At 66.4% G+C, this 22,114-nt stretch carries 17 protein-coding genes and 1 pseudogene; 9 read left to right on the top strand and 9 right to left on the bottom strand.

Annotation, left to right across the window (positions count from 1 at the left end):
* Nucleotides 1–862: 862 nt before the first annotated feature.
* The 3 genes from ACFVXA_RS29340 to ACFVXA_RS29350 all read left to right on the top strand — a co-directional run bounded on the left by ACFVXA_RS29340 (nucleotide 863) and on the right by ACFVXA_RS29350 (nucleotide 2,810).
* The gene (locus ACFVXA_RS29340) at nucleotides 863–1,624 is read left to right on the top strand and encodes an urease accessory protein UreD (RefSeq protein WP_383747232.1); all 762 of its coding nucleotides are present in this window, start codon (nucleotides 863–865) and stop codon (nucleotides 1,622–1,624) included.
* 389 nt (nucleotides 1,625–2,013) lie between these two features.
* Nucleotides 2,014–2,484, top strand: coding sequence for a SpoIIE family protein phosphatase (locus ACFVXA_RS29345; protein WP_390027674.1), 471 nt, complete (start codon nucleotides 2,014–2,016; stop codon nucleotides 2,482–2,484).
* A gap of 131 nt (nucleotides 2,485–2,615) precedes the next feature.
* Nucleotides 2,616–2,810, top strand: a complete 195-nt coding sequence (locus ACFVXA_RS29350; protein WP_390027541.1) for a hypothetical protein — start codon at nucleotides 2,616–2,618, stop codon at nucleotides 2,808–2,810.
* Nucleotides 2,811–2,883: 73 nt separating this feature from the next.
* On the opposite strand, the gene ACFVXA_RS29355 is transcribed toward ACFVXA_RS29350, so the two are convergent.
* The 4 genes from ACFVXA_RS29355 to ACFVXA_RS29370 form a co-directional block, all read right to left on the bottom strand.
* The gene (locus ACFVXA_RS29355; RefSeq protein WP_390027544.1) at nucleotides 2,884–4,557 is read right to left on the bottom strand and encodes a PucR family transcriptional regulator; all 1,674 of its coding nucleotides are present in this window, start codon (nucleotides 4,555–4,557) and stop codon (nucleotides 2,884–2,886) included.
* Between the two features lie 536 nt (nucleotides 4,558–5,093).
* Nucleotides 5,094–7,325 (bottom strand): SpoIIE family protein phosphatase, encoded by a 2,232-nt coding sequence (locus ACFVXA_RS29360; RefSeq protein WP_362031803.1) that lies wholly within the window; start codon nucleotides 7,323–7,325, stop codon nucleotides 5,094–5,096.
* Between the two features lie 416 nt (nucleotides 7,326–7,741).
* Nucleotides 7,742–9,115 (bottom strand): ATP-binding protein, encoded by a 1,374-nt coding sequence (locus ACFVXA_RS29365; RefSeq protein ID WP_390027548.1) that lies wholly within the window; start codon nucleotides 9,113–9,115, stop codon nucleotides 7,742–7,744.
* 55 nt (nucleotides 9,116–9,170) lie between these two features.
* A complete protein-coding gene (locus ACFVXA_RS29370; protein ID WP_383911300.1) occupies nucleotides 9,171–10,559 on the bottom strand; it encodes a lanthionine synthetase C family protein in 1,389 nt (462 codons plus the stop codon).
* 632 nt (nucleotides 10,560–11,191) lie between these two features.
* On the opposite strand from ACFVXA_RS29370, the gene ACFVXA_RS29375 reads away from it, so the two are divergent.
* The 5 genes from ACFVXA_RS29375 to ACFVXA_RS29395 all read left to right on the top strand — a co-directional run bounded on the left by ACFVXA_RS29375 (nucleotide 11,192) and on the right by ACFVXA_RS29395 (nucleotide 16,226).
* Complete coding sequence (locus ACFVXA_RS29375; RefSeq protein ID WP_383747239.1) at nucleotides 11,192–12,991, top strand: chloride channel protein; 1,800 nt, start codon at nucleotides 11,192–11,194, stop codon at nucleotides 12,989–12,991.
* A 545-nt stretch (nucleotides 12,992–13,536) separates the two neighbouring features.
* Nucleotides 13,537–14,625 carry a class V lanthionine synthetase subunit LxmK gene (lxmK, locus tag ACFVXA_RS29380; protein ID WP_390027553.1) on the top strand — a complete coding sequence of 363 codons (1,089 nt, stop codon included), beginning with the start codon at nucleotides 13,537–13,539 and terminating at the stop codon, nucleotides 14,623–14,625.
* 38 nt (nucleotides 14,626–14,663) lie between these two features.
* Nucleotides 14,664–15,584 (top strand): T3SS effector HopA1 family protein, encoded by a 921-nt coding sequence (locus ACFVXA_RS29385; protein ID WP_390027556.1) that lies wholly within the window; start codon nucleotides 14,664–14,666, stop codon nucleotides 15,582–15,584.
* 84 nt (nucleotides 15,585–15,668) lie between these two features.
* Nucleotides 15,669–15,803, top strand: coding sequence for a hypothetical protein (locus ACFVXA_RS29390; RefSeq protein ID WP_390027559.1), 135 nt, complete (start codon nucleotides 15,669–15,671; stop codon nucleotides 15,801–15,803).
* Between the two features lie 27 nt (nucleotides 15,804–15,830).
* A complete protein-coding gene (locus ACFVXA_RS29395; RefSeq protein WP_362031817.1) occupies nucleotides 15,831–16,226 on the top strand; it encodes a VOC family protein in 396 nt (131 codons plus the stop codon).
* A gap of 449 nt (nucleotides 16,227–16,675) precedes the next feature.
* Here ACFVXA_RS29395 and ACFVXA_RS29400 read toward each other — a convergent pair whose 3' ends face one another.
* Together ACFVXA_RS29400 and ACFVXA_RS29405 are read right to left on the bottom strand one after the other, a co-directional pair.
* Entirely contained in the window at nucleotides 16,676–17,335 is a 660-nt protein-coding gene (locus ACFVXA_RS29400) for an SDR family NAD(P)-dependent oxidoreductase (RefSeq protein WP_390027562.1), read from the bottom strand.
* Between the two features lie 303 nt (nucleotides 17,336–17,638).
* A complete protein-coding gene (locus ACFVXA_RS29405; protein ID WP_390027565.1) occupies nucleotides 17,639–19,123 on the bottom strand; it encodes an MFS transporter in 1,485 nt (494 codons plus the stop codon).
* Nucleotides 19,124–19,210: 87 nt separating this feature from the next.
* Between ACFVXA_RS29405 and ACFVXA_RS29410 the strand changes: the two genes are divergently transcribed.
* Complete coding sequence (locus tag ACFVXA_RS29410) at nucleotides 19,211–20,080, top strand: helix-turn-helix transcriptional regulator (RefSeq protein WP_362031823.1); 870 nt, start codon at nucleotides 19,211–19,213, stop codon at nucleotides 20,078–20,080.
* An 82-nt stretch (nucleotides 20,081–20,162) separates the two neighbouring features.
* Here the strand turns inward: ACFVXA_RS29410 and ACFVXA_RS29415 are convergent, their stop codons facing one another.
* From ACFVXA_RS29415 to ACFVXA_RS29425, 3 genes and pseudogenes are all read right to left on the bottom strand, one after another.
* Entirely contained in the window at nucleotides 20,163–20,738 is a 576-nt protein-coding gene (locus tag ACFVXA_RS29415) for a GNAT family N-acetyltransferase (protein WP_390027568.1), read from the bottom strand.
* 54 nt (nucleotides 20,739–20,792) lie between these two features.
* A protein-coding gene (locus ACFVXA_RS29420; protein ID WP_390027677.1) for an IS5 family transposase occupies nucleotides 20,793–21,588 on the bottom strand; the annotation gives its coding sequence in 2 pieces (ribosomal slippage) (nucleotides 20,793–21,237 and nucleotides 21,236–21,588; 798 coding nt in all).
* A gap of 239 nt (nucleotides 21,589–21,827) precedes the next feature.
* Nucleotides 21,828–21,998: pseudogene (locus ACFVXA_RS29425) on the bottom strand (IS110 family transposase); the annotation flags it as partial.
* Nucleotides 21,999–22,114 lie beyond the last annotated feature (116 nt).

A 22,114-nucleotide genomic window follows, 5' to 3' on the forward strand; every position in this document is an offset into this window, starting at 1 on the left:
GCGGCCACATGGATCAGCAGCCTCTCTTGCTCGTGCGGGGTCAGTTGCACGGCGTCCCACCTCACAGTCCTCGCTCCGGACCGTGCGGGGTCCGGTCGCCGACCGTCATCGAGAGCGTGCCCAGGCCGTGGCGCCGACGCAATGTGCCTCATCCACTACCCAGCGCTCCGCCCAGCTCCCACGCTGGCCTCGGCTGTTCCCCAGCCGGAGGCTCGTGACGATGGCCGCGCCATACGGTGATCTGGCTTCGCAAACCGGCGAGCGCCCGAGCGGCAGCCTTCGCCTTCATCGAGACCTTCTCCAACCGGAGGCGCCCGCGGAAGCATCCGGTCTGGGGCTCCTCACCCCGCTGGAGACCCGGCAGCTATACGACCAAGGATAGCCCTCGGGGCGTAAGCAACGAGTCGTCCAACATGACGGGAAGACTCCAGTCATCGGCTGTGTCCCTGTGCTGGGCCGGCTTCGGTCGCGGTTGAGTGGGCCATATGGCTGTTCCAGTCGCGACGAATCCACCGCATGTACACGCGTTCGACCTCGGCCTCCGCCTCGTAGCGTGACGGCGTGATCAACCCGCTGCGGGTCCTCCACCGCTCGCCAGCTCATCGGCGTCGCCCGTTTTGAGGTCCCCCAGGTGGGTGGCCGACAGCCATCCATAGCACCCTTCGGTCGGTTGATGGATGCCGCTGCGTGAACTGCTTCTCTTGAGCCAGTGATGTCGGAGCGGCCGGCATCCGAACGGAAGGGAAGTGTCATGACAGACATCGGTACCGTTCGTCCCCAGGCCAAGGTCGCTCGCGCGATGACATCCGTCGAGCGAGCCAGTGCGACTGGCCGCATAGGCCGGCCGGGCCGATCAAGCCCCATGAGCCTCACCGCCACGGCTCGCATCGTCGCCGCGCGCAACGACCGCCTGCCAGTCCTGGACAGCTCCGGGGCGCTGGCGCTGCGCCGCACCCGCGCTGCCGGCCCGTACACCCGTGTGACTCGCGTCGGCGTCATGAGCGCACCGCTCAACGGCGACCGTCTCGTCGTCGAGGCGGAGGCTTGCGACGGTGCTCGTCTGCACGTCGACTCCGCCGCCGCGACCGTCGCCCTGCCCGGGTGCCGGCCCGGCCCTGCCAGGTACGACGTCACGCTGACCGTCGGCGACGACGCCGAGCTCCGCTGGCTGCCGAAGCAGCTGATCAGTGCACGCGGCAGCGAGCTGCGGATGCACACCCGCGTCGAACTCGCCGCCACCGCACGGCTCGTGCTGCGCGAGGAGCAGGTCCTGGGCCGTCACGGGGAGGAGACCGGCAGCCTGGCCAATCGCCTCACCGTCCACCGCGCCGGCCGCCTGCTGCTCGACCAGGAACTGGCCTATGGCCCCGCGGCCCCGCCTGGCTGGGACGGCCCGACCGGGCTCGCCGGCCACCGGGCTGTCGGGCAACTCCTGGTCGTCGACCCGGAGTTCGACGAGCACTCCGCCGAGCCCCGCCGGCTCGCCGACACGGCCGTCCTCACCCCTCTCGCGGGACCCGCCGTCCTGGTCACGGCCCTCGCCCCGGACGCCCTCATCCTCCGTCGCCTCCTCGACACCGCGCTGACCGAATTGACCACCGCCGTGCCCTGTGGGCGGCGCTGACGGCCACCCACTCCGGGCCGCGCCGGCCTCGCCCGGGAACTCGGCCGCCTCTATGGCAGCTCGGGCCGGGTTGCTGCAACCGCCTGCTGGACAACAGGGCAATACGACAGCAGGGCGACATGCGACAAAGGCGCGGCTGCCTGGAAACCGCGTGGACAACGCCCGTCGGTACGCGCTGGAGCACGCGACCGCGTTGATGTTGCAGCGTGCCCTGCTTCTTCGAGCCCTACCCCATCTTCCCGGCATCAAGGTCGGACGCAGGTACCTGCCCGCAATCGGGCCGGTCGGCGTCGGAGGGGATTGGTTCGACCTGATCCCGCTGTCGGGAACATCGCGTGGGACTGGTCGTCGGAGACGTCGCGGGACACGGTATGCGGGCGCCCGCCACCATGGGGCTTGGGGCTGCGCACGACGGTCGCCGCGCCGGCACCCCGGAGTCAGCGGGCTACGCGGATGAAGACCCGGCGCTGGGCGTGACCTGCCTGTACGCAACCTATGATCCGGCCTTGCGGCACCGCGTCGCGGCCCGGGCAGGCCACATCCCTCCGGTGCAGGTCACCTCCGACGGGAAGGCCCGACTGGTGGACTTTCCCGTTGGTCCCCCCTGGGTCTGGGCGGCCTGCCGTTCGAAGCCGCCTCCATCCACATGCCCGAGGGCAGCATCCTTGCCCTGTTCTCCGACGGGCTCGGCCGTCGAGAACCGCACAGACGAGATCGATGTCGGCCTGTTCCTGGTGGCCCAGTTGACGCAACACGGTGAACACAATTTTTCGCCGCCGGGCAAGACGATCTTGGATGACCCAAGTCGCCGTGAACGGCGACGGAGCCGGGCACGGTACCGGCTGACGCACTCCGTGTGAGACAGGTCAGGACGTGTGCGGCAGATAGCCGGGCGCCCACCACGCAGGAGCGCAGGCCACGGCCGCGTCGACCATGTCGTCCTTCGTCACCGATGGGTCGTTGAGCCGATTCGGGTACGTTCGGGCAGGCTGTGAAAAGCGTCGAGCACGGTGCCGTCATACGGCCGTGCGCCGATCGGAGGGCCCAGGCATGGTTCTGGGCCGACGAAGGCGCCGGCACGGAGGAACCCGACCGATCCTGGTCGTCGGAACGTCTGGCCCTGCACCGCTCGGCCGTCGTCGAGGCCACCCGCTGGCTCACCGACCCCAAGAAGGCCGACGGCTGAGGTGCTCCGCGCGTGCCTGGAAGACCCTGGCTCGGGCCCGGGCATACCCGATCTATGAGTTGCGTTCGCCGCGCTACAACGCGCTGTGCTGCCGCATGACTTGAAGAGCCTGCGTTGCCACGTGCAGTGAGAGGCATGAGCGTGGGTCGTCGAGATCGAGGGCGAGGATGCGCTGGATGCGCTCCAACCTCTCGTACAGGGACGGTCGCGACATCTTGGCAGCCTCGGCCGCAGCCGTCTTGTTGCGTCCGGCCTCGAGATAGCAGGCGAGTACTGATGTCAGACGGGTACCGTGCCGGGCATCGTACTCAAGGAGCGGGCCGAGCTCGTTCTCGACGAAACTCTGCATGCGGCAGTCGTCGTGCAGGAGCCGCAGCAGACCCGGGAGCCGCATGTCCTGCGCCCTGATGTAGGGGCGGTTGTCGATTGGCTGATCACTGCGCAACACCACCCCGAGAGCCTGCATCGCCGATGTCAGCGTGCGTCGGGCGTCATGGATGGAAGGCACCGGCCTGCCGACGGTGATGATGATGCTGGGGTCCTTCGGGCTGCCCCCGCTGGCGGGAACGAAGCACTCCCTGGTCAGGGCCCGAAGAGCGCGGGAGAGGGAATCGATGACCTTTGCGGCGTCTTCCTGGGAACCGACCGCCATGAGGATGGCGACGACGCCGTTGTCGAGTGCCGCCATGAGGGCACGAACGCGTTGACGTTGCAGCGCTGTTACGACGATGTCCTCCAAGCAACGCACCTCCGAACGCGACGGCCGGTGGCTTCCGTGCTGGCGGACGGCGATGCCGATGAGCTGACAGTTCTCGAGGGGAAGTCCCATGGCCCGCGAACGCAGCGCCGCTTCCTTCGCCGTGAGCGAGTGTGCCAGGACGGCTCTGAGCAAGGCCGCATGCGCCTGGCGTTCGGCATACTCCTCACTCGCCCCGATCAGCTGGTTCAGAGCCAGGGTCTCCGCCCCCCGCCTCAAGATCAGAAAGGGCAGCTCCGATTGGACCTCGGTCGTCGTCGTGCCTCCTCGGCGACGCGCGGGCAATAGCAGCAGGCGGCCCCAGTCCTTGCCCCGCGCACCCACGGTGGCGGTCAGCCACTCCTCCTGACCCGCGGGGCTCGCCGAAACGTTCGTGGGTATCTGGCGGGACTGGTCCTCCCATCCGGTCAGGAGGTCGGCAGGGTCCTCGTTGGCGGAGTCGTAGGCGAGCACCTGGTGTGCCAGGTTCTCGAGAACCACCGGACGGCCGGACAACAGAGCGATCTGGTGCACGACCTCCCAGGGGCTGGCACCCTCGAGCGCAAGCTCCGTGAAGACGTGGTGCACTTCCTCCGTTGCTTTCTGGACAGCGAGTCGGCTGTCAGCGATGGCCAGATTGACGGCTTCGGCGATCTGATTCAGGTGCGCGGGTGGCTGCAGTGTCACCAACGGAACCCGGTTGCGCTCGGCCGCCCGGACGATTTCCTCCGGCAAAGATTCCTCGTAGCGCCGCCCCAGCAAAATCACCAGTCCCGACACGCCGGATGCAGCCAAGGAGGCAAACAGCGGGTCGATTTCCTCGTCGGCATCTGGAAAATTGTCGCCGATGGTGAGGAGCAATTGCTGGGCCTGCGGCATCTGGCTTGCCGAGACCGTCTCGCTGGGGTGCACCCACCGGACGGGCACGGAAAGGGACTCTTTCCCAGCGACGACCTCGGGCGCGCTTCGTGCTACGACATCAAAGCCGAGCACATCCGCCAGACTCACCATATTCCGCTCCAGCTACGTCCTGCTCAGCCCTGATCCATCCCCGGCAGCTCTCACATGACGCCCCGGAGCGCTTTGTCACGGGCAGCGTAGAAACCGCGGTGGGCGTGGCCAACCAGGGTTGCGCAAACTGCAACTCCACGTGGTGCAACGGTTGCAACCGGAATATCCGTTTTTGACGGACTCCCTTACTCTCCCGATACGTTGCGGTGAAGAGGAGCGGAGGTTGTTGCGATGGGCCACGCTTACCTGGTGCGGCGAATCGGCCGGTTCTACACGGTGATGTGCATGAGGACGCGCAGGGTCGTCTATGCCACCACCAGCCCGCGGCTTGCGGGGAAGCGGGCTCGGTTCCTCGGCGCAGTTGACGCCTCCGGACCCTTTGCTCGGGTGCCCGAGCAGCGCTGGCCCGCCGACTGACTGATCGTTTCAAAAGGTCCTGCCAAAGTCACCGGACGTGGCAAAGGTGATCAGGCGGACGGCCCGGCCAGGGCAGACTTTGTGGTTGTCGTCACGCTGTTGACAGTAGATGCGCGAGGTCAGCGGGGAGATCGGCAGGCGCTGCTGTCGGGGGACGTCTCCACGTCTATCCACACGGTTTTACCGCGTCCGCTGGGGGAGTTGCCCCAGTCGGAGGTCAGGCTCTCGACGATGATCAGACCCCTTCCGTGCTCCGCGTACTCGTTCTCTTCCTCCGAGACCATGATCGACGCCGGCACGGGCGGCGTCGGATCCGCGTCGCGGACCTCCAGGCGCAGATGATCGGGGTACTCCCGCAGCCTCAGATCGACATCACTGTCCGCGTGGATCAGAGCATTGGTCACTATTTCGGATGTCATCAATTCGAGGCTGTCCACCATCGCGTCCAGTCCCCAGGTGTGCAGGCTGTCCCGTACGAATTGCCGGGCGGCCTTCACCGCGTGCAGGTCGTGACGCTGGAAGCTGATACGAGAGATATGGCGGCGAGGTCCGAGAGCCGGTCCTTCGTAGCGGGCCAGAAGCAAAGCCACATCGTCACCATGCGTCTCGTGCAGGGCCGCCTCATCGACCAGCCGGTCGGCAAGCCTCTCCAGAGATGCCTCAGAAGATCCGGCCGCGGAGGCGAGTGAGGAGCGTGCGGTGAGGGTGGAATCCCGAGCACGGGACTGGACGAGTCCGTCGGTATAGAGCATGAGCAGTGTTCCAGGCATCAGTGCCACTTCTCTCCCCACGTATGTGGCATTCGCTTCTGTTCCCAGGGGGAGATTCGCCGGCACTTCAAGTGCACTGACGGAGCCGTCAGGGGTGCGTATCAGTGGTGCAGGGTGACCAGCCAGGGCCGCTTCACCGACCCCGCTGCCCATGTCGAAGCTGATGAAACAGCATGTGGCCAGGAGGTCGGTGTCCAGCTCGGTCAGGAGGTGGTTCGCCCTTGCCAGGACAGTGCTGGGTGGGTGCCCTTCCGTGGCGTACGCGCGAACCGCACTCCTCAACTGGCCCATGACGACGGAGCTTTCGATGTTATGTCCTTCCACGTCGCCGACCACCAGTGCGATACGACCGCCGTCCAACGGGATCATGTCGTACCAGTCGCCGCCCATACCTGCCGTCGACGGTGCCGGCACGTACCGGGCTGTGGTCGCCATTCCTGGAACCTCGGCAAGAATGCGAGGGAGCAACTTCTTCTGCAGACTCTCGGCGAGTGAGCGCGCACTCTCATCGAGACTTGCCCGCTCAAGAGCCGGGCCCAGAAGGTGCATCATCATCATGGAGACGGCTCGCTCTTCCGGGCTGAACTTCCGTGGCCGGTCGAAGCCGAGGACGCAGACGCCCACCGGGCGCCCACTCAGCACGATCGGCAAGCATGCGCTTGCTTCCAGATCGTCTTCGACTGCAGTCGGGTATGCCTGGACGAGAGTACTGCGGTCCTCAAAGAACAGAGGTGTTCGCTTATGCAGCGCGTCGGCATCAGGGTGGTGGGAGTCCGCCGCTGATCCATGCAATCGTCTCAGCGCCACCGTCGAGTATCCGCTGTGCCCCACCACCCACAATCTGCCTTCTTTGAGCATGCTGACGAGAATCGCCGTGGCGCCGAAAGGAGCTGCGATGCGCGACTGGGCAGCTGTTATGACATCACCTACGCTCGCCGCTTCGCCCAGCTCGGCAGCCAATTTATGCACCTGGTACATGAAGCTGACCTCTGTCGAGCCGGCAAGGTCAGGCAAGCCCCAATTGAAACTCGCGGGCCCCGGTGCGAGCGGTTTGCGATGATATATGGGAAGCAAGGATGGCTTGGTGCTGCAGCGCATGGAGGTGTTCTGGTCGGCCATGCCTTGCAAGGTATTTCCGAGGTCCCTTGCTTTGTGGAGCAGGTAGGTGACCTCCTGCTGTTGCAAGAAGGAGGGGCTGGGAGGTATCCAAATGAAGGTAAGGACACCGAAGCTGCTTCTTTCCGTGCATATCGGGACGGAGACCACCGAATAGGGGAAGGGGACGTGGCTGGCCAGTCGTAGACCGGAGACGTTGGGGGCGGGAAATCCGGCCTTCGCCAATTCTCCGGTACGGAATGCGGTGGCCGACGCATAAGGGTCGTCCACGTCCACTTGCTCCGGCATGGTGAAGATGGCCGGAGGTGCACCGCCGATGATCACGGCTCGAAGGGTCCGGTTGTCATCCGCAAGCAGGTAGGCGAGTCCGGTGTTCGCCCTCAGCTTTTCGATCACCTCACGCACGGTGGCGGCGAGAGCGGTGTCACGACGTAGGTTCTCGTGTTCGACCGTCCGCTTGTTCATGAGCTGCAGCTTCGACTGAGACATCCCCTCTGCGAAGGGGAGGGCGGTGGTCCCCGTGCCCAATGATCCTCCTGAACGGGGTTGCCCGCACTCGTCGTCCAGGGACGTCGGCCGCCTTCATGTGCCAGGCCATGACAGGCCGGGGGCGTGGTGCCGAGACGCGGACCGCGATGTCGGGCAGGCGCAGCTGTCGAAGAGTCCTACGCATCGCGTCGTCCGCGACGCCCGCCCCGGCCGGCATGACGGCCGAGGCGGGGGCCTGCCACACACAGGCGCGGCCCGGGCCGCGCGGTGACGACCTCCTCATCAGGGTGTCGCAGCGGACTGGCCCGGTGTCCGTGACCTGCCGTCGCTGCGGGTGATGGTCACCGCCGGCTGTCGGAGCATGCCTCGGCCCACATCTGGAACACAGCGGTTCAGCCGAACGGTGCGCTGTTGCCGAGGCGGGTGAGGTCCGACTCCCCTCGGAGGGTGTCGGAAGGGACGGCGGGGGTACGGCCAGGAAGGCAGACCCTGACCGATGTACCGCGGGCGACGGGGAGGAAGTCGAACCTGCCGTGCGCCGCCTCCACCCGTACGCGCAGTGACGCCAGGCCGATATGGCCCCGCGCAAGGCGGTCCGGCAGCATCGTCGGGTCGAAGCCCTTACCGTCATCCGTCACGGTCAGGCAAATGGAGCCGTCCAGCTGCCTCAGCTTGATGCGCAGGTGGGAAGCTTCGGAGTGCCGAACGGCGTTCCCGATCAGTTCTCGTGCGACTCCGAACAGCAGCACGTCGTGGGTGTTCGGCACCTCGGGCAGGTCGCATTCGGCCGTCATCTTGCCGCGTGTCTGTGCCGTCTGCGCCAGTGATCTGATCGCGGCGGCGAGACCGGCCGCCTCCAGCACTGCCGGATGCAGTTGGTAGGTGGTCTGCCGCAGGTCTTGAGCCACCTCCGTCAGCGTGACGTCCGCCCGGCTCAGCGCGGTCCTGTCCCCGGTATCGGCGAACTCCTCCAGGTCATGGCGCGAGGCGAGGATCGACTGCAGCGGCCCGTCGTGGATCGCTTCGGCCATGATTTTCCGCTGGTGCTCCTCTGCACCGATCACCTGTGCCAGGAGATCCGCCCGGGCATCGATGAGCTCGCCGATCCGCAATGTCCTGCTGCGGTGCGCTGCCGACAGCAGGAAGACCAGAGCGCAGACCATGAGATGGGCACAGACGAGGATCCACACGCGAAGCCATGTCAGCTCCGTGACGGCAGCGGGATCCGTTGTCAGGGCGACCACGAAGGCAACGGCGTTGAACGCCAGCGTGATCGCCGTCGTACCCAGGCGGATGTTGAAGGCGCAGAAGAGTGGAAGGACGAAGAGAAAAGGCAGGAAGAGGTTGGGTCCGTCGGACAGTTGGAGCAGGAGGAAGACGGCGATGACATCGATGATGCCGGATGCCGCCACGGCCGGTACGTAGAGCCTCTGCGGGGGGTTGGCATACCACCACAGCAGTCCACCGAGCGTACAGACCGTATAGGCTCCAACGACCCACAGCAGTGCCTGCCAGCGGTCGCGTGGCGTGTCCATGATGGCGGTGACGGTGAGCATGGCCGCCAATGCCAGACGGAACCAGTACCGCAGGAGTTGGATGCGCCTGCCGTACTCGGCGAAGACCATGTCTTTCGCGGTGCCTGCCACTGCGCTCTCCTGATATGCCTCGAATCGAACTGCCCTGGCGGCTTGGCCGGCCGATGATGCCGGCACCCGCTGCTTGGTTGTGAATGATGTGCTCAAGCTTCTCCAGACCGGCTGAGTCATCGACGTACCGCAGGCAATGCTCCCGCCCAGGCCACCGGCAACCGAGGTGACGAATTCAAGCGAGGCCGAAGCAGCGATCCCAGGAGCGGCCGACGGGATCGGACTGAGGCCCTCTGGTGACGTCGAGCAGTACGCAGGCCACTCCGGCGGCGCCTTCCAGCAACCCTGCCCTGTCGGCTCGCTCCGGCGGCATGTCGACGGAGTTGCTACGGACGACATGAGGGAACAGGAAGGGGGTTTCCGCGTCGGCCTCCGCCAGCACAGCCGCCGTGATCCTCCGGCAGCCTTCGATGAGATCGGCATCTGCGGAATGAGATGCGACACGGGCTGTCGTCTGCAGGAATCCGGCGTACCCGTGGCAGATCGTCGGGCCGTCCAACCCCCATTGCGTCTGTGCGCGTGCCAGATCAACACGCAGGACCGCGACCGCTTGCTCGCACCATGGGGGTCGGTTCAGCAGTGCACCGGCCCGGTACAGCGCTGCCGCCACGCCCGGTGTGCCGTAGCACCACCCGGTTTGGACCGCGCTCCTGGGGCGAAGCTCGTCGGTGATCTGCTCCAGGAGGGCAACGCGGTCGGGCCAGCCCGCCTTGGGACTCCTGGGCTTCGCCCAGTGCGAGAGCCACTCGGCCATGCAGTTGATGGCGGAGAGTTGACCGGGCACCTCGTATCCATACGCCAGTGCGGAGCACAGCACCGCCATCACGCCGGCGATACCGTGCGCCATACCCGTGTCGAAGAAGCCGTCCGGGTAGTGGCCGCGCTCCTGCTCGGTGAGCAGACTTTCGGCGGGCAGCCACCAGCCCGGCACTTGCCGGCCATGAACCTCGATAGGGCGAGCCAGTCCCACCAGGTACTCCAAGGACCCGGTCATCGCCATCCTGACGTCAGCAGCGTTTTCAGCCGCATCCGCGGCGCTGTCCAGCAGCAGCCGGGTCGTTCCGGACAATCCAGTGATCAGGTCGTATTCGCCCGGCTCCTTGACCGCACGAGAGTCGGGTCGGCGCGCCGCCTTCAGGCGTCGCAGCTGAACCGTGGCGAGCCACTGCGCCAGTGCGGCGCGCAACGACTTGTAGTCATCGAAGGAACCGGCGCAGGTCTGCGCCGCGGCGAGCAGCGCCGCAGGACCGTTGAACAGGCCCGTTCCAGCAGGCTTCGGCAGCGCCTGCACGGCGCGCGAAATGTGCCGGTGGGCGACCGGCCGATACGTCTGATCACTGCGCGCCAGCTCGCCATACAGGAGGGCCGGGCCAGGAAGCCCCGCCCCCAGACTCAGCGGGTGCCACACCGGAATCCCGTAAGCCGCCTCGATACGGGTTTCGGCCCTGCGCGTCACTGACTCGACGCGTTCTGGCCGCGTCAGTCGCGCGGCCACCTCCTCGACGGCCCGCTCGGCCCGAGCCGCCAGGGGACCGGTGACGAGTGCTGTGGTCTGTGCAATCACGGACAACCCTCCTGTCTCTTCCATCGCTGACGGCCGAGACCGTCGCCGGGTGCCCGAATACCACCGTCGGCCGGAAAGCGGGCAGACCTTGCAGCGGTGCTGCCTCGCCGGACAGCCATCGGGTCATGAAGACTCCGCCCAGCCGGGCAGGACACGATCGGTCCTCTGCGAGCACGGCCTCGGCGCCGGTCATACCTGCCGTTCCTTCGGGAGCCCGTGTAGCGGATGGCTCCCGAATGGCGGAACTGGCTGAGTCCTACTCTGTGCCGCCACCCCGGGAGCCGGTATCCGACGATCAGTGGATCACCCGGGGGAGCCCACCGGGCTGAGCAGGCCGTCGGCGGGTCGTTGAGCAGGCCGCCTGTGCTCGCGCAGGAGTGCCGAACACGCCGGCCGCCATCGAGGGTATTGAACCGCCGTCACCGAGCAGCCGGGGTGGAACTGTCGACGGCCGATGTGCCAATGCCCTGGCACGGAACCACGACGCCCTGGCCCGCACGCTTCGCAGTCATGATCCACCTGGCCAGGATTGACATGATGGCCCGCCATTCACCGGACAAGCCGACATCATCCGACATAAGGTTACATTTCAAAGCAAACGATCTATATCGGGACGAAATTACTGGCAGACGATGACATCCGGGAACTCGAACCCTTCAGGCACGGGCACAGTGCACCGTCTGCGTCGCTGGACGGCCTCTGTGCCGCACCGGGTGCTCACAGCGTTGCAGCGGACGCAGGCCGGTCTGGCCGTGCTCGCCGTAGCCGTGGGGGCCGGCGCCGGCTTCGGCGCGATCGTGTTTCGGTGGCTGATCGAGGGCGTCACGCGCGTCATGACCGGGCATGCCGACTACTCGTCCGCCGGCCGGGCGGCCAATCCCCTGGTTCCCTGGCTGGGGCCGTACTTCGTGCTGCTTGCCCCCGTGGTGGCCGGATTGGTCTATGGCCCGCTGGTGTACCGATACGCGAGAGAGGCACGCGGACACGGAGTTCCGGAAGTGATGTATGCGGTCGCCCGACAGGGCGGCAGGATTCCGCCCAGGGTCGCGGTGGTCAAGGCGCTCGCCTCGGCAGTGTGCATCGGCGGTGGCGGCTCGGTCGGCCGCGAAGGGCCGATCGTGCAGATCGGCTCCGCCCTCGGTTCCACGGCAGGCGTGGTCGTACGAATGAGTGAGGAGCGCCTACGGACTCTGGTCGCCTGCGGGGCCGCCGGAGGTATCGCGGCGACCTTCAACGCTCCGCTGGCAGGCGTCTTCTTCGCCATGGAACTCATCCTCGCCGAGTTCACCGCCCGCACCTTCGGCATGGTGGCCCTGTCCTCGGTGACCGCGTCCGTGATCGGCCGCGCAGTGCTGGGCGACCGGCCCTTCCTGCACATGCCCCCGATGCAAGTGCACCACCTTGCCTCCTACGCCCTGTACGTGCTGCTGGGCCTGGCGGCCGGCGTGGTGGGTGTGGTCTTCACCAAGGTCCTCTACTGGATCGAGGATGCCTGCGATGCCGTCTGGCGCGGCCCGGAGTGGCTGCGCCCGGCCGTGGGAGGGGTCGTTCTGGGCCTGATCCTTCTCGCGCTGCCGCAGATGTACGGCGTTGGCTATCCGGTGCTTGAGAAGGCGGTGATCGGTGGATACGGCATCGTGTTCCTCCTCGTGCTGCTTGTCGGCAAGATCGTGGCCAGCAGTGTGACCATCGGCATCGGCGGTTCGGGCGGTGTCTTCGCGCCGTCCTTGTTCGTCGGCGCGATGCTCGGCAGCGCGTGGGGACAGCTCTTCGGAATCTGGGCTCCCGGGGTGACCGGGCCGGCTGCTTCGTATGCGTTGATCGGCATGGGGGCGGTCTTCGCAGGCGCGGCGCGCGCACCCATCACCGCCGTGATCATCACGTACGAACTGAGCGGCGATTACGGGCTGATCCTGCCGCTGATGGTTGCCGTCGCGGTCGCCACGGGCATCAGTCATGCGCTGAGCCGGGACACCGTCTACTCCGCGAAGCTGCGCCGGCGCGGGGTCGACCTGGAACGGGCGGGCCCACCTGCGATCACAGTGGGGGAGGCCATGGAGCCTCCGCCGGACAGCCTTCCGCCCGACGCCACTTTGGGGGAGGGCGTCGACAGGCTACGGCGCACACGGCGCAGCAGTGTGCCGCTCGTGGACGCCGCGGGGCAGTACCAAGGCGTGGTGGGCGCCATGGCGACCACCGACGCACTGGAGGCGGGCATGCCTCTCTCGTGCCGCCTCGCGGAGCTGAGGAACTTTCCTCCCGCCGTACAGCCCGGGCAAGAACTGCGCGAGGTCCTGGCATTGTTCACCGAAAGCGACGACGGCGTGCTCCCGGTCCTGGACAGCACACGCGGGCACCTCGTGGGATGGCTCTCGCAGCGTGCCGCCCTACTGGCCCTCATTCCCGCCGACGGCTCCCCACGACAACCGTGAAAACCGGCATCGCACGGCTCTGGAGCGCGCATGGTTCGCATGGATCCCGGTCAAAGGAGGCTGCACGTGTAGTGAGGCGGGGAATCCGGCCGGGCGGCCGCCCCAGCCGCCCTGGTATCGGCGGTGTCCTTGCCGGTCACGGCGTTCGGGGATCGTGGGCTTGGTCCGGCGTCGGCGCAGCTGGCCGCGACAGGCTCGGGAGGTGTAGATCGAGCGCACGAGCTGCTGATACGCCCGCTTATCCCCTTGCGCATGCACCCGCCAGTTTGTCGCCGAACCGGGCACCTCGCCGACGGCTGGTCACCAGCCATGTGCCCGTGCGCCGTTGGATACGCCCAATGGCATAGATGCCCGGTCGCGGCGGTACCTGTGCACGGTCAGCAGCCTTCACCGCGGCAGGGTCCGCGATCGTGGTGCGACGACGCGGGCGCTGCACATGCCCGGCAGGTGGATCCCACCATCCGGTCAACCGGTTAGGGGACGCGGTGCGGCCCGGGCGGACGGCAGCCTGAGTACGTACCTGACCGGAGTGAAAGGAGTGGGGTATGGCCCCGCAGCGGACACCGCTACCAGTTGCCCTGGAAACCGTCCCGGAGGTCTCCCGTGCACTCGACGGGCGAGGACTGGGCGTTCTGCTGCCCGAAACGATCCACTCCTTCAACGGCCGCAACGACAACTGGTCGGGCCGGACCAGCACCGGAGCACAGATCTTCCTCAAGAAGATCGAGGGCCCTCACGCACAGCAGCGTTTCGACCGGACCCTCCGGTTCGAGAGGCTGCGCCGGCAGGGCCGAGCGCCGGTGCCTGCTCCGCGGTGCCTGGGATGGGACGAGTCGTCGCGCATCATGATCTACGAGTTGCTCGACGGAGCCCGCAGCGCGTCGGATCTCGCCGATGACGAGGCCTTCACCCAGGAACTCGCCGACGAGGCCGGCAGAGTGGTCGGACGCCTGCACAACATGCTGGTCGAAGTCCCCGAAGTGCACGGCATGCGGCCGGTACGGATTCTGCTCGACGGCCAGGAAGCGGTCAGCGCCGCAGCCTACGCGTCGGCCAGCGGAGCGTTGCTGGAGCTGTGGGGGCTGTTCCAGGGGGACGCGACACTGGCCGCAGCGGTCGACCGTCTGCAGCGCAGCACCGATCAGGCACCGCGAGCCCCCATCCACGGCGACCTGCGATTGGACCAGTTCCTCTGCTCGGCACATGGACTGAGCATGGTCGACTGGGAAGAATTCTGCTACGCCGACCCCGCCCGGGATATCGGCGCATTTATGGGGGAGTGGATTCACCGCGCGCTGTCCGCAGGTCTCACCGAATCTCCGACGGACAATGAAACACTCATGAAATCCTGGGGTCAGGAACTGGACCGCAGGATGCCCTTCATACGTGCTTTCTGGGACGGTTATGTGGGGGAGAGGGTGGTGACCGATCCCGAGCTTGGCGTGCGGACCGCCGGCTTCACGGGCTGGCATCTGCTCGACCGGGTCATGGCCGGCTGCATAGAACGGCATAAACTCACGGCTCTGCAGCGGGCTCAGATAGGTATCGCACGGACCATCATGATTGATTCCAAGAACTTCCTGGAGATCACCGGAATCGAGGCCGATACGGCAAGCAAGGAGCTGGTGGCGTGACAACCGAATCTTTTCAGATCGCAGACAGAGTGAGGCAGGTGATCGCCGCGGTGGAAATAACCTCCGCGCACGATTTCTCCGCCTTCCGGGTGGGCGATGTGGAATTCCAGTCCGAAAAGCTCCGTGAATTCCGCGGAAAGCTGAGTGCCGCCCTCTACGACACGCTCCACGCCGGCCGCGATTCGCAACGGCAGCAGCCGCGCTGGATCCGCGACCCAGCCTTCGAGGAGAAGCTCGCCGCCGCGACCCCGCACCAGTACACGATCGGTACCGGGCGGTACGCGGGACGTCTCGACAACGGCAAGATCCTCGCCGATCTGCCCACCATCCGGGTCAAGCTCACACCCGACAGCGTCGAGGGGCCGGCGCACCGCGAAATCGGCGACCTGCTCACGCTTCGCCTGCCGGCGTCCCGGCCCGCGCTGTCTCCCGGGTTCTACCTCGCCGACAGCCCGAATGGGCCGCCACCCGCCGGCCCGCTGCTGCGCCTGTACGTACACCTGACGGATCCCGACGAAGCCGTCGCCGCCTGGCGGACGTGCCTGCTCACGCTCGCGACGCACGGCGCCCGCTACCGCGCGAAGATCAGCTCGGCTTCCTGGCTGTATCCGCGCATGGATGCACTCGTGGTCTACCTGGGGCAGGACGCCTGGACAGCCGTGGGCGAACTCGTGGACGCCCTCGCGGCCCTGACGGGAAAGGGCACGGCCACCTCAATACTGGCTTCGCGCCTTGCACCGGGCATTTCCTACGCCTGGGAACCGGCCGATGCCAGAGCGGGCAAGAGCGGTATGAGCTTCGGACAGCACCGCAGCGCCGCCCTCACCGATGGGCTGATCACCGCGGCCGCGGACCCGGGTACCACTCGAGAGGCAGCCGTCTGGCAGGCGCTGCACGACGCCAACATCGATGCCGGCGCCCCCGAACGCAATCTCGACTCCCCCCACCTGCAGTGGTGAAGGCAGCCTGCGACTCAGGCCGGCCGGGCTTCTCAGCGTCCGGCACCTACCCACAGCCGAGTCAACAGAGGAAGCCTCCCGACCATGAGTGCACCGCTCGGCCGCAAGGCCAGTGCCTCGACCATGCCGAACCTCAGGCACGGCAACACGTACGAGACGCTGTCCCTGGTCAAGAAGATCCCGGATCTGTCGGACGTGCGACCCGAGCCAATACTCTGAGGCCCGTCCGCACTATCTGGGAGAGTCATGACAAGTAGGTTCACTGAGTTGGCCGTTGACTGCCATGATCCTGAGAGACTCGCGTCCTTCTGGTGCGAGGTCCTGGACTTCAAGGTGATCGACCGGAGCGAGGGCAAGGTCGAGATCGGCTCCTGGGTGCCGACGCTTGAGGATGTTCGGGCCCGTCAGATGCCGCCCACCCTTCTGTTCATCCAGGTACCCGAGGGCAAAGCCGTGAAGAACCGGCTTCACCTTGACGTCAGCCCGATCGACGGCAGCACCGAGGACGAGGTCACCAGATTGCTCGGCCTCGGCGCCACCAAGGCGGATGTGGGCCAAGGCTCAGACCGGAACTGGGTGGTCATGGCAGACCCCGAGGGCAACGAGTTCGACGTCCTACGCACCCTGGCTCCGCAGAACTAGGCGCGAGCAGGCGCCCACACCCCGTCGCACATCGCAACCGTCACGTTGCCGAGAAGACTCAATGCCGAGGCAAGCAACGCGCTGCCGCGATGCTCAACGGGAGCTGGGGCGGACACACATGCGGCGGCTGCGCCGCCTGAAGTCAGGCCATCCGCTACATCGCCGACGAGGTCGTCGGCGATGTACCGGGCGCATGAAGCTCGCCATGGACGCGGATCTCGTCCTCGTGCTGTCCGAGCCGGCTGGGGGGCGGCATGGAGGGGGAGGCCCGGAACGGCTCGGCCCGGGCGGCCGTGCACGGCCGGGAGCAAGCTGCCGTCGGCGATCACAGAGCCGCGGATCCGCAATCGGCGGAGTAACGTTTGTGGCAGTTTCAGAGCCCGCATGTTATCCGACACTATGTAATTGCTCCCAAGTGTAGGAGTGATGCATTAACCGGCTTCACGTAATCAGGTGTAGAGGAGTTCGGCCTGCCACTGGTCCTGCGGCTGCTGATGCAGGTTCAGGTAGGCTTCGGCCAGTTTCTCGGGAGAAAAGCGGGGGTTGTCACCACCGATGAAGCCACCGACCGTCACGGTGGTCACGTGCACGTCGGAGCCCTGCTGCTGCTTGTGGAGAGATTGGACGTATGCGCGCAGCGACGCCTTGCCCACCGACAGAGACGTGTACTCGGGCGAGGGGTCCAGAGCCAAACCACCACCGGTGAACAGCAGGCTCCCTCGGCCGTCACGCAGGAGCGGGAGGACCGTCTGGGCCGCGACGACGGCTCCAGCGACGTTGACCGCGAGGGTGTGTGCAAACTCCCGTGCATCCAGCTCGGTGGGTGTGTCAGGGCTCATCAGGGCCGCGTTGTACACGAGCACATCCGGCGACCCGACCTCGTCTGCGGCACGCGTGAGCGCAGCCTCCAAGCCTTCGGGATCGGCTGCATCCACCGAGTAGGCGCGCGCTGTGCGGCCCTCAGCGGTCAGCTCAGACGCGTACTTGGCCAGGCGCGCCGCGTCACGCCCGAACAACGCCACAGGGTGGCCGTCCCTGGCGAAGGCCTCCGCGAGGGCCAGGCCGAGGCCGGGGCCGACTCCGATGATCAGCGCGGATCCCTTAGTCATGATTGCTACTCCTTCTAATCGGGGGATGATCTTGTTCCGCTTTTGACGGACAGCATTGGTGGGGTGGTCAGGCCGGGAGGGCGGTCCCGAAGCATCGCGATCACCGAAGGCATGAACCGCACCTCCACGACCGGCTTCACTGCCGGACGGCTGCCCCGCAGACCCCGCCCACACGCCACGGCACCGAGAAGACCCCAGCTCAGCGAGGTACAGCTTGATTCACCACCACGTTCTCAAGACATTCAGATCCCAGTCCCAACTGTCGTCTGACCGACGGCCGACACCGAATCCCGCGACCACCTGTCATTCGGCCACCGGCGAGCGGGAGGCTGGCGGCGGCATGGCACGGCTAGCGAGCGCGAGGGCAGCCATGATGGCGATTTGAGCGACACCGGCAGCGGCGAAGGCTTGAGAGATGCCGTGGTTCTCAAGGCCGAGGTAGAGCGTGCCGATCGTGGCGACGCCGACGGCAAGGCCGCTTTGCTGGATGGTGACGAGTACCCCTCCACCGACACCGGCGTGATGCTGCGGAACCTCGGATAGCACGAGGCGGAACAGCGATCCGAACACGAGAGCTTGGCCGAACCCGACAACGGCCAGAGCAGGGGCCAGAGAGAGCAGGCTGACGTGCGGCCACTTGCCGGTCACGACGACGACCAGGCCGATCAGTCCGATCCCGTTCACTGTTGCTCCGAGAGCGACCGTGATGCGGCCACCGAAGTGTGTGACGACCTTGGGGGCGAGGAGCGAGCCGATGAAGAAGGCGATGGCCATAGGGACGAGGGCGAGGCCACTTTGAAGCGGGCCCGCGTGCAGTCCGTCTTGCACCGTGAGCGCGAACACGAACATGAGTGCGCCGTAGCCGAGCATGAACAGGAGCTGTAGGAGCAGCCCTCGGTGCATCGACCGGGTTTTCAGGAGGGATGGCGGCAGCAACGGGACTCCACCGCCGCTCTCGAAGCGACGCTCGAAAACGATGGTGATGAACGCGAGGACGGGTGCGCATGCGAGGAGGATCCAGGTCCACGCCGGCCACCCGTCGGTTTGACCTTCGGCGAGCGGCACGAGCAGAGCGACAAGCGTGGCAGCGAAGAGCAGAGTTCCGCGGGTGTCGATGGTCGCGGGGCGCTTGGAGCGTGTCGGGGGCACGAATCGTGGGACGGCGATGAGCGTGGCGAGACCGATGGGGACGTTGACCCAGAAGATCGGTCGCCATGTGGTGCCGGCGATGTTGATGGTGACCAGGAGTCCGCCGGCGAGTTGGCCGACCGCGATGGCCAGCCCGGCGGCTGCACCGTAGAGGCTCTGCGCGCGGTGCAGTTCAGCCCCTTGGAGTGTGGCATGGAAGGTGGCAAGGACCTGGGGGACGATGAGTGCCGCGGAGGCGCCTTGCAAAAGACGGGCGCCGAGTAGGAACCACACGTCCGGCGCTATCCCGCAGGCCAGGGAGGCAGTCGTAAAGCCGGCGAGGCCGATCGCGAAGACGCGGCGCCGGCCGACTATGTCGCCGAGACGGCCACCGACGACGAGCAGCGCTGCGTAGACAGTGCCATAGCCGGCCACGATCAGCTCGAGGGCTCCGGAGGATGCGTGGAGCGACTGGTCGATCGTGGGGAGGGCGACGTTGACGATGAAGTAGTCGGCCTGCGGCATGAACACGCCGATGAGCAGAACGGTGATCCCGGCAGGACCCAGGTTGCGGGCGCCGTGGTCGCTGGTCAGGCGACTCGTCAGACGGTGGTTCTTGGTGGCCTGGGGGTCGATGCGGCGGTGGACGACGGTGCGCATGGCGTCGACGGTAGGCAGGAGTGAACCTAGTAGCCAGCAACCATTTATACTGGTAGTACCCCTACCAGCCTGGAAGGACAAGCAAGGATGGCGACAGCGATATCGTCGGCCGGCCCCGAGGATCCTGGCCGCTTGCGGCGCGCAGAGCTGGCTGAGTTTCTTCGGAGCCGACGGGAGCGGCTCACGCCCCAGCAAGCCGGAGTGATCTACACCGGCCGTCGCCGCACGCCGGGCCTGCGCCGGGAAGAGGTCGCGCAACTAGGCGGGATGAGTACGACCTGGTACACGTGGCTCGAGCAGGGACGCGACATCAAGGTTTCCGATCAGGTACTCGATTCGCTGTCACGGACATTGCAACTCGACCATGACGAGCGAAGTCACCTGTTCGCTCTGGCCGGCGCCCCGGATCCCACCACGACAACAGAGTGCGACGCCGTCACGCCGCAGATGCGCGCAGTGCTGGCCAAGCTGGATCCGTACCCCGCCTGTGTGCAAGGCGGCAAGTACGACCTGCTGGCGTACAACACTGCCCTCCGCTTGCTGCTCAGCGACCTGGACGATGTACCCAGAGACCAGCGCAACTGCGTGTGGTTGACATTCACTCACCCGGCTTGGCGGGAGAGCATCGTCAACTGGGAAGCCACCGCCGCGCGCATGGTCGCCAACCTGCGGGTCGCCATGGCCGACCACGTCGGTGACCCCCTGTGGCGGAATCTCGTGTCCCGGCTTCGGGCAGTGTCCCCGGAGTTCGCCGAACTATGGGACCGTCACACTGTTGCGCAGGTCGAGGACTCCGGAGTTCGGACGATTCGCAACGCCATCGTCGGTGAGCTCCACTTCGAGGTGTCCAACACCTGGCTGGCACCACGGTCGGGCCACCGCCTACAGGTATTTGCCCCGGCCGATTCTGAGACCGAACGACGTCTCGCCAGCTTGGTTGGTCGGGCCCCCCAATAGCAGCCCGCGCGCCGTAAGCGCTTTAGAGGTCGTCTCGTTTGGTGGCGAAGAGACACGAGATGAGCTCGGTAGGTTCGGATGGTTATGGGCAGGGGGTGTCAACGAGCGGCGTAGGACGGTTCAGCCGCCAGACCACGACGATCCCGCTGCCGACGGGAACTGCGGGCGGTGTTCCCTGTTCACGCAGGACTTCGGTGAAGCCCAACCGGCGCGGTATCGCGGCGCTGGAGGTGTTGGATAGGTCGTGCACGATTTCCAGGTACTCCACGTCCGGCAGGGTGAACATCTCGGTGACCATGGCCGCCGTTGCCCTGGTCGCTATGCCCTGGCCAGTGGCGGCAGGGTGCAACCAATACCCCATGCGCCGGCCCTGAGGCTCGGCCCCACGGTAGGTCTGGCACATGCCAATGAGAGTGCCGTCTTTGGCGATGGCGTAGTTGTACACGTCACCGCTCGTCCACTTCGACTCTGACGTCGCGAGGAACTCGCGGGTGCTCGCCGCGCTGTGACGGGCGACCCACGACTCCCAGGGGCGCAAGTGGTCCAGAGACTCCTCGATCAACTTGAATGCAGGAGCGAAGTCGCTCTGCCCCCGCCAACATCGCAGGACGAAGTCTCCGCACTCGATGATCTGCCTTGGCCGCTCCATGACGGCCATGCTGGTCCGCAAAACGGCCCGCTGCAACGGGATGCAGAGAAACTGGTGGACCGTCTACCTGGCAAGACGGCGGTAGCAGATCAGGGTGGCGGCGATCCCAGCGAAGGCCAGAAAGTGTTCTGCCTTGCGCTCGTAGCGGCGGTGCAGGCGGCGGCATCCGGCGAGCCACGCCACCGTGCGCTCCACGGTCCAACGGTGGTGGCCCAGCCGCTGGGAGGACTCTATGCCCCTTCGAGCGATGCGCGGAGTGATGCTCCGGGAGCGGAGCCACCGGCGCAGGCGTTCATAGTCGTAGCCCTTGTCACCGTGGAGCTTGGCGGGCTGTCGCCGACGGGGGCCGCGCCGGGACCGGATCGGCGGGATTCCCCGCACCAGAGGCTCCAGGCCCTGACTGTCGTGGGTGTTCGCGGCGGAGATGCCAATGGACAGGGGTAGACCGGTCCGCTCAGGGATCAAATGGATTTTTGATCCCTTCTTGCCGCGATCTACGGGATTCGGGCAGTGAGGTCCCCCCTTTTGCTGCCCGCATGTTGACCGAGTCGATCGCACACCGTGACCAGTCCAAGGCGCCGCGGGCGCCGAGTTCGTCCAGGACCAAGCGGTGGAGCTTGCCCCATACCCGGGCCCGGCTCCACTCGGTGAACCGCCAGTGCGCAGTCGACCCGGAAGGGCCTAAATCCGGCGGCAGTTGCCGCCACGTGCAGCCCGTCGTGGCCACGAACACGATGGCGGCCAACACCTGTCGGTCCCCAAACCTGCGCCGGCCACCGCCCTGGGGGCGTACTGGAGCAGCCGGAACCACCCGCTGGAACAACTCCCACAATCCCGCCGGTACTAGACGTTCCACCATCGCCATCATGGCGGCCAGCCTAGCGATCAAGCCAGTTGAGATGACCTCTTAGTGGGCGGTTCGTAAGGTGATGTCCGTTTCCGGTTGAGGCTGGGCAAGGTCGCTGGTGGAGGTTCCGTCGGCTATGGCTTCCTGGCGAAGCGGCCGGTGTCGGCCTCGGTGAGGATCCCAAGTTTGACCAGGCGTTTCAGCTTGGCGCGAGTGCCTTCGACGTTCTTCGGCAGCAGTTCGTGGCCGAGGGCGAGAGCGATCATGGCATGGCTATGGCGTTTCCCCTCGGCACGCTTACGGTCGTAGAAGGTTCGTGAGTTGGGGTCGTAGCGGATGCTCATCAGGGCGGACATGTAGAAGATGCGCTGGAGACCTCGGTGGTATTGGCGGGGCCGGTGCATGTTGCCGTTCCGTTTTCCGAGATGGGCCAGGCCGCGGCAGGCGGCGGGAGCGAGGACGCCTTCGCCGTCGGCGATCAGCTGCATGCCGTGCGTCGGTGGTCGCCCACAGCGCCAGCAATGCCAGCTTGAGGGCG

It is taken from the genome of Streptomyces sp. NPDC058246, assembly GCF_042881985.1.
GTDB lineage: Bacteria > Actinomycetota > Actinomycetes > Streptomycetales > Streptomycetaceae > Streptomyces.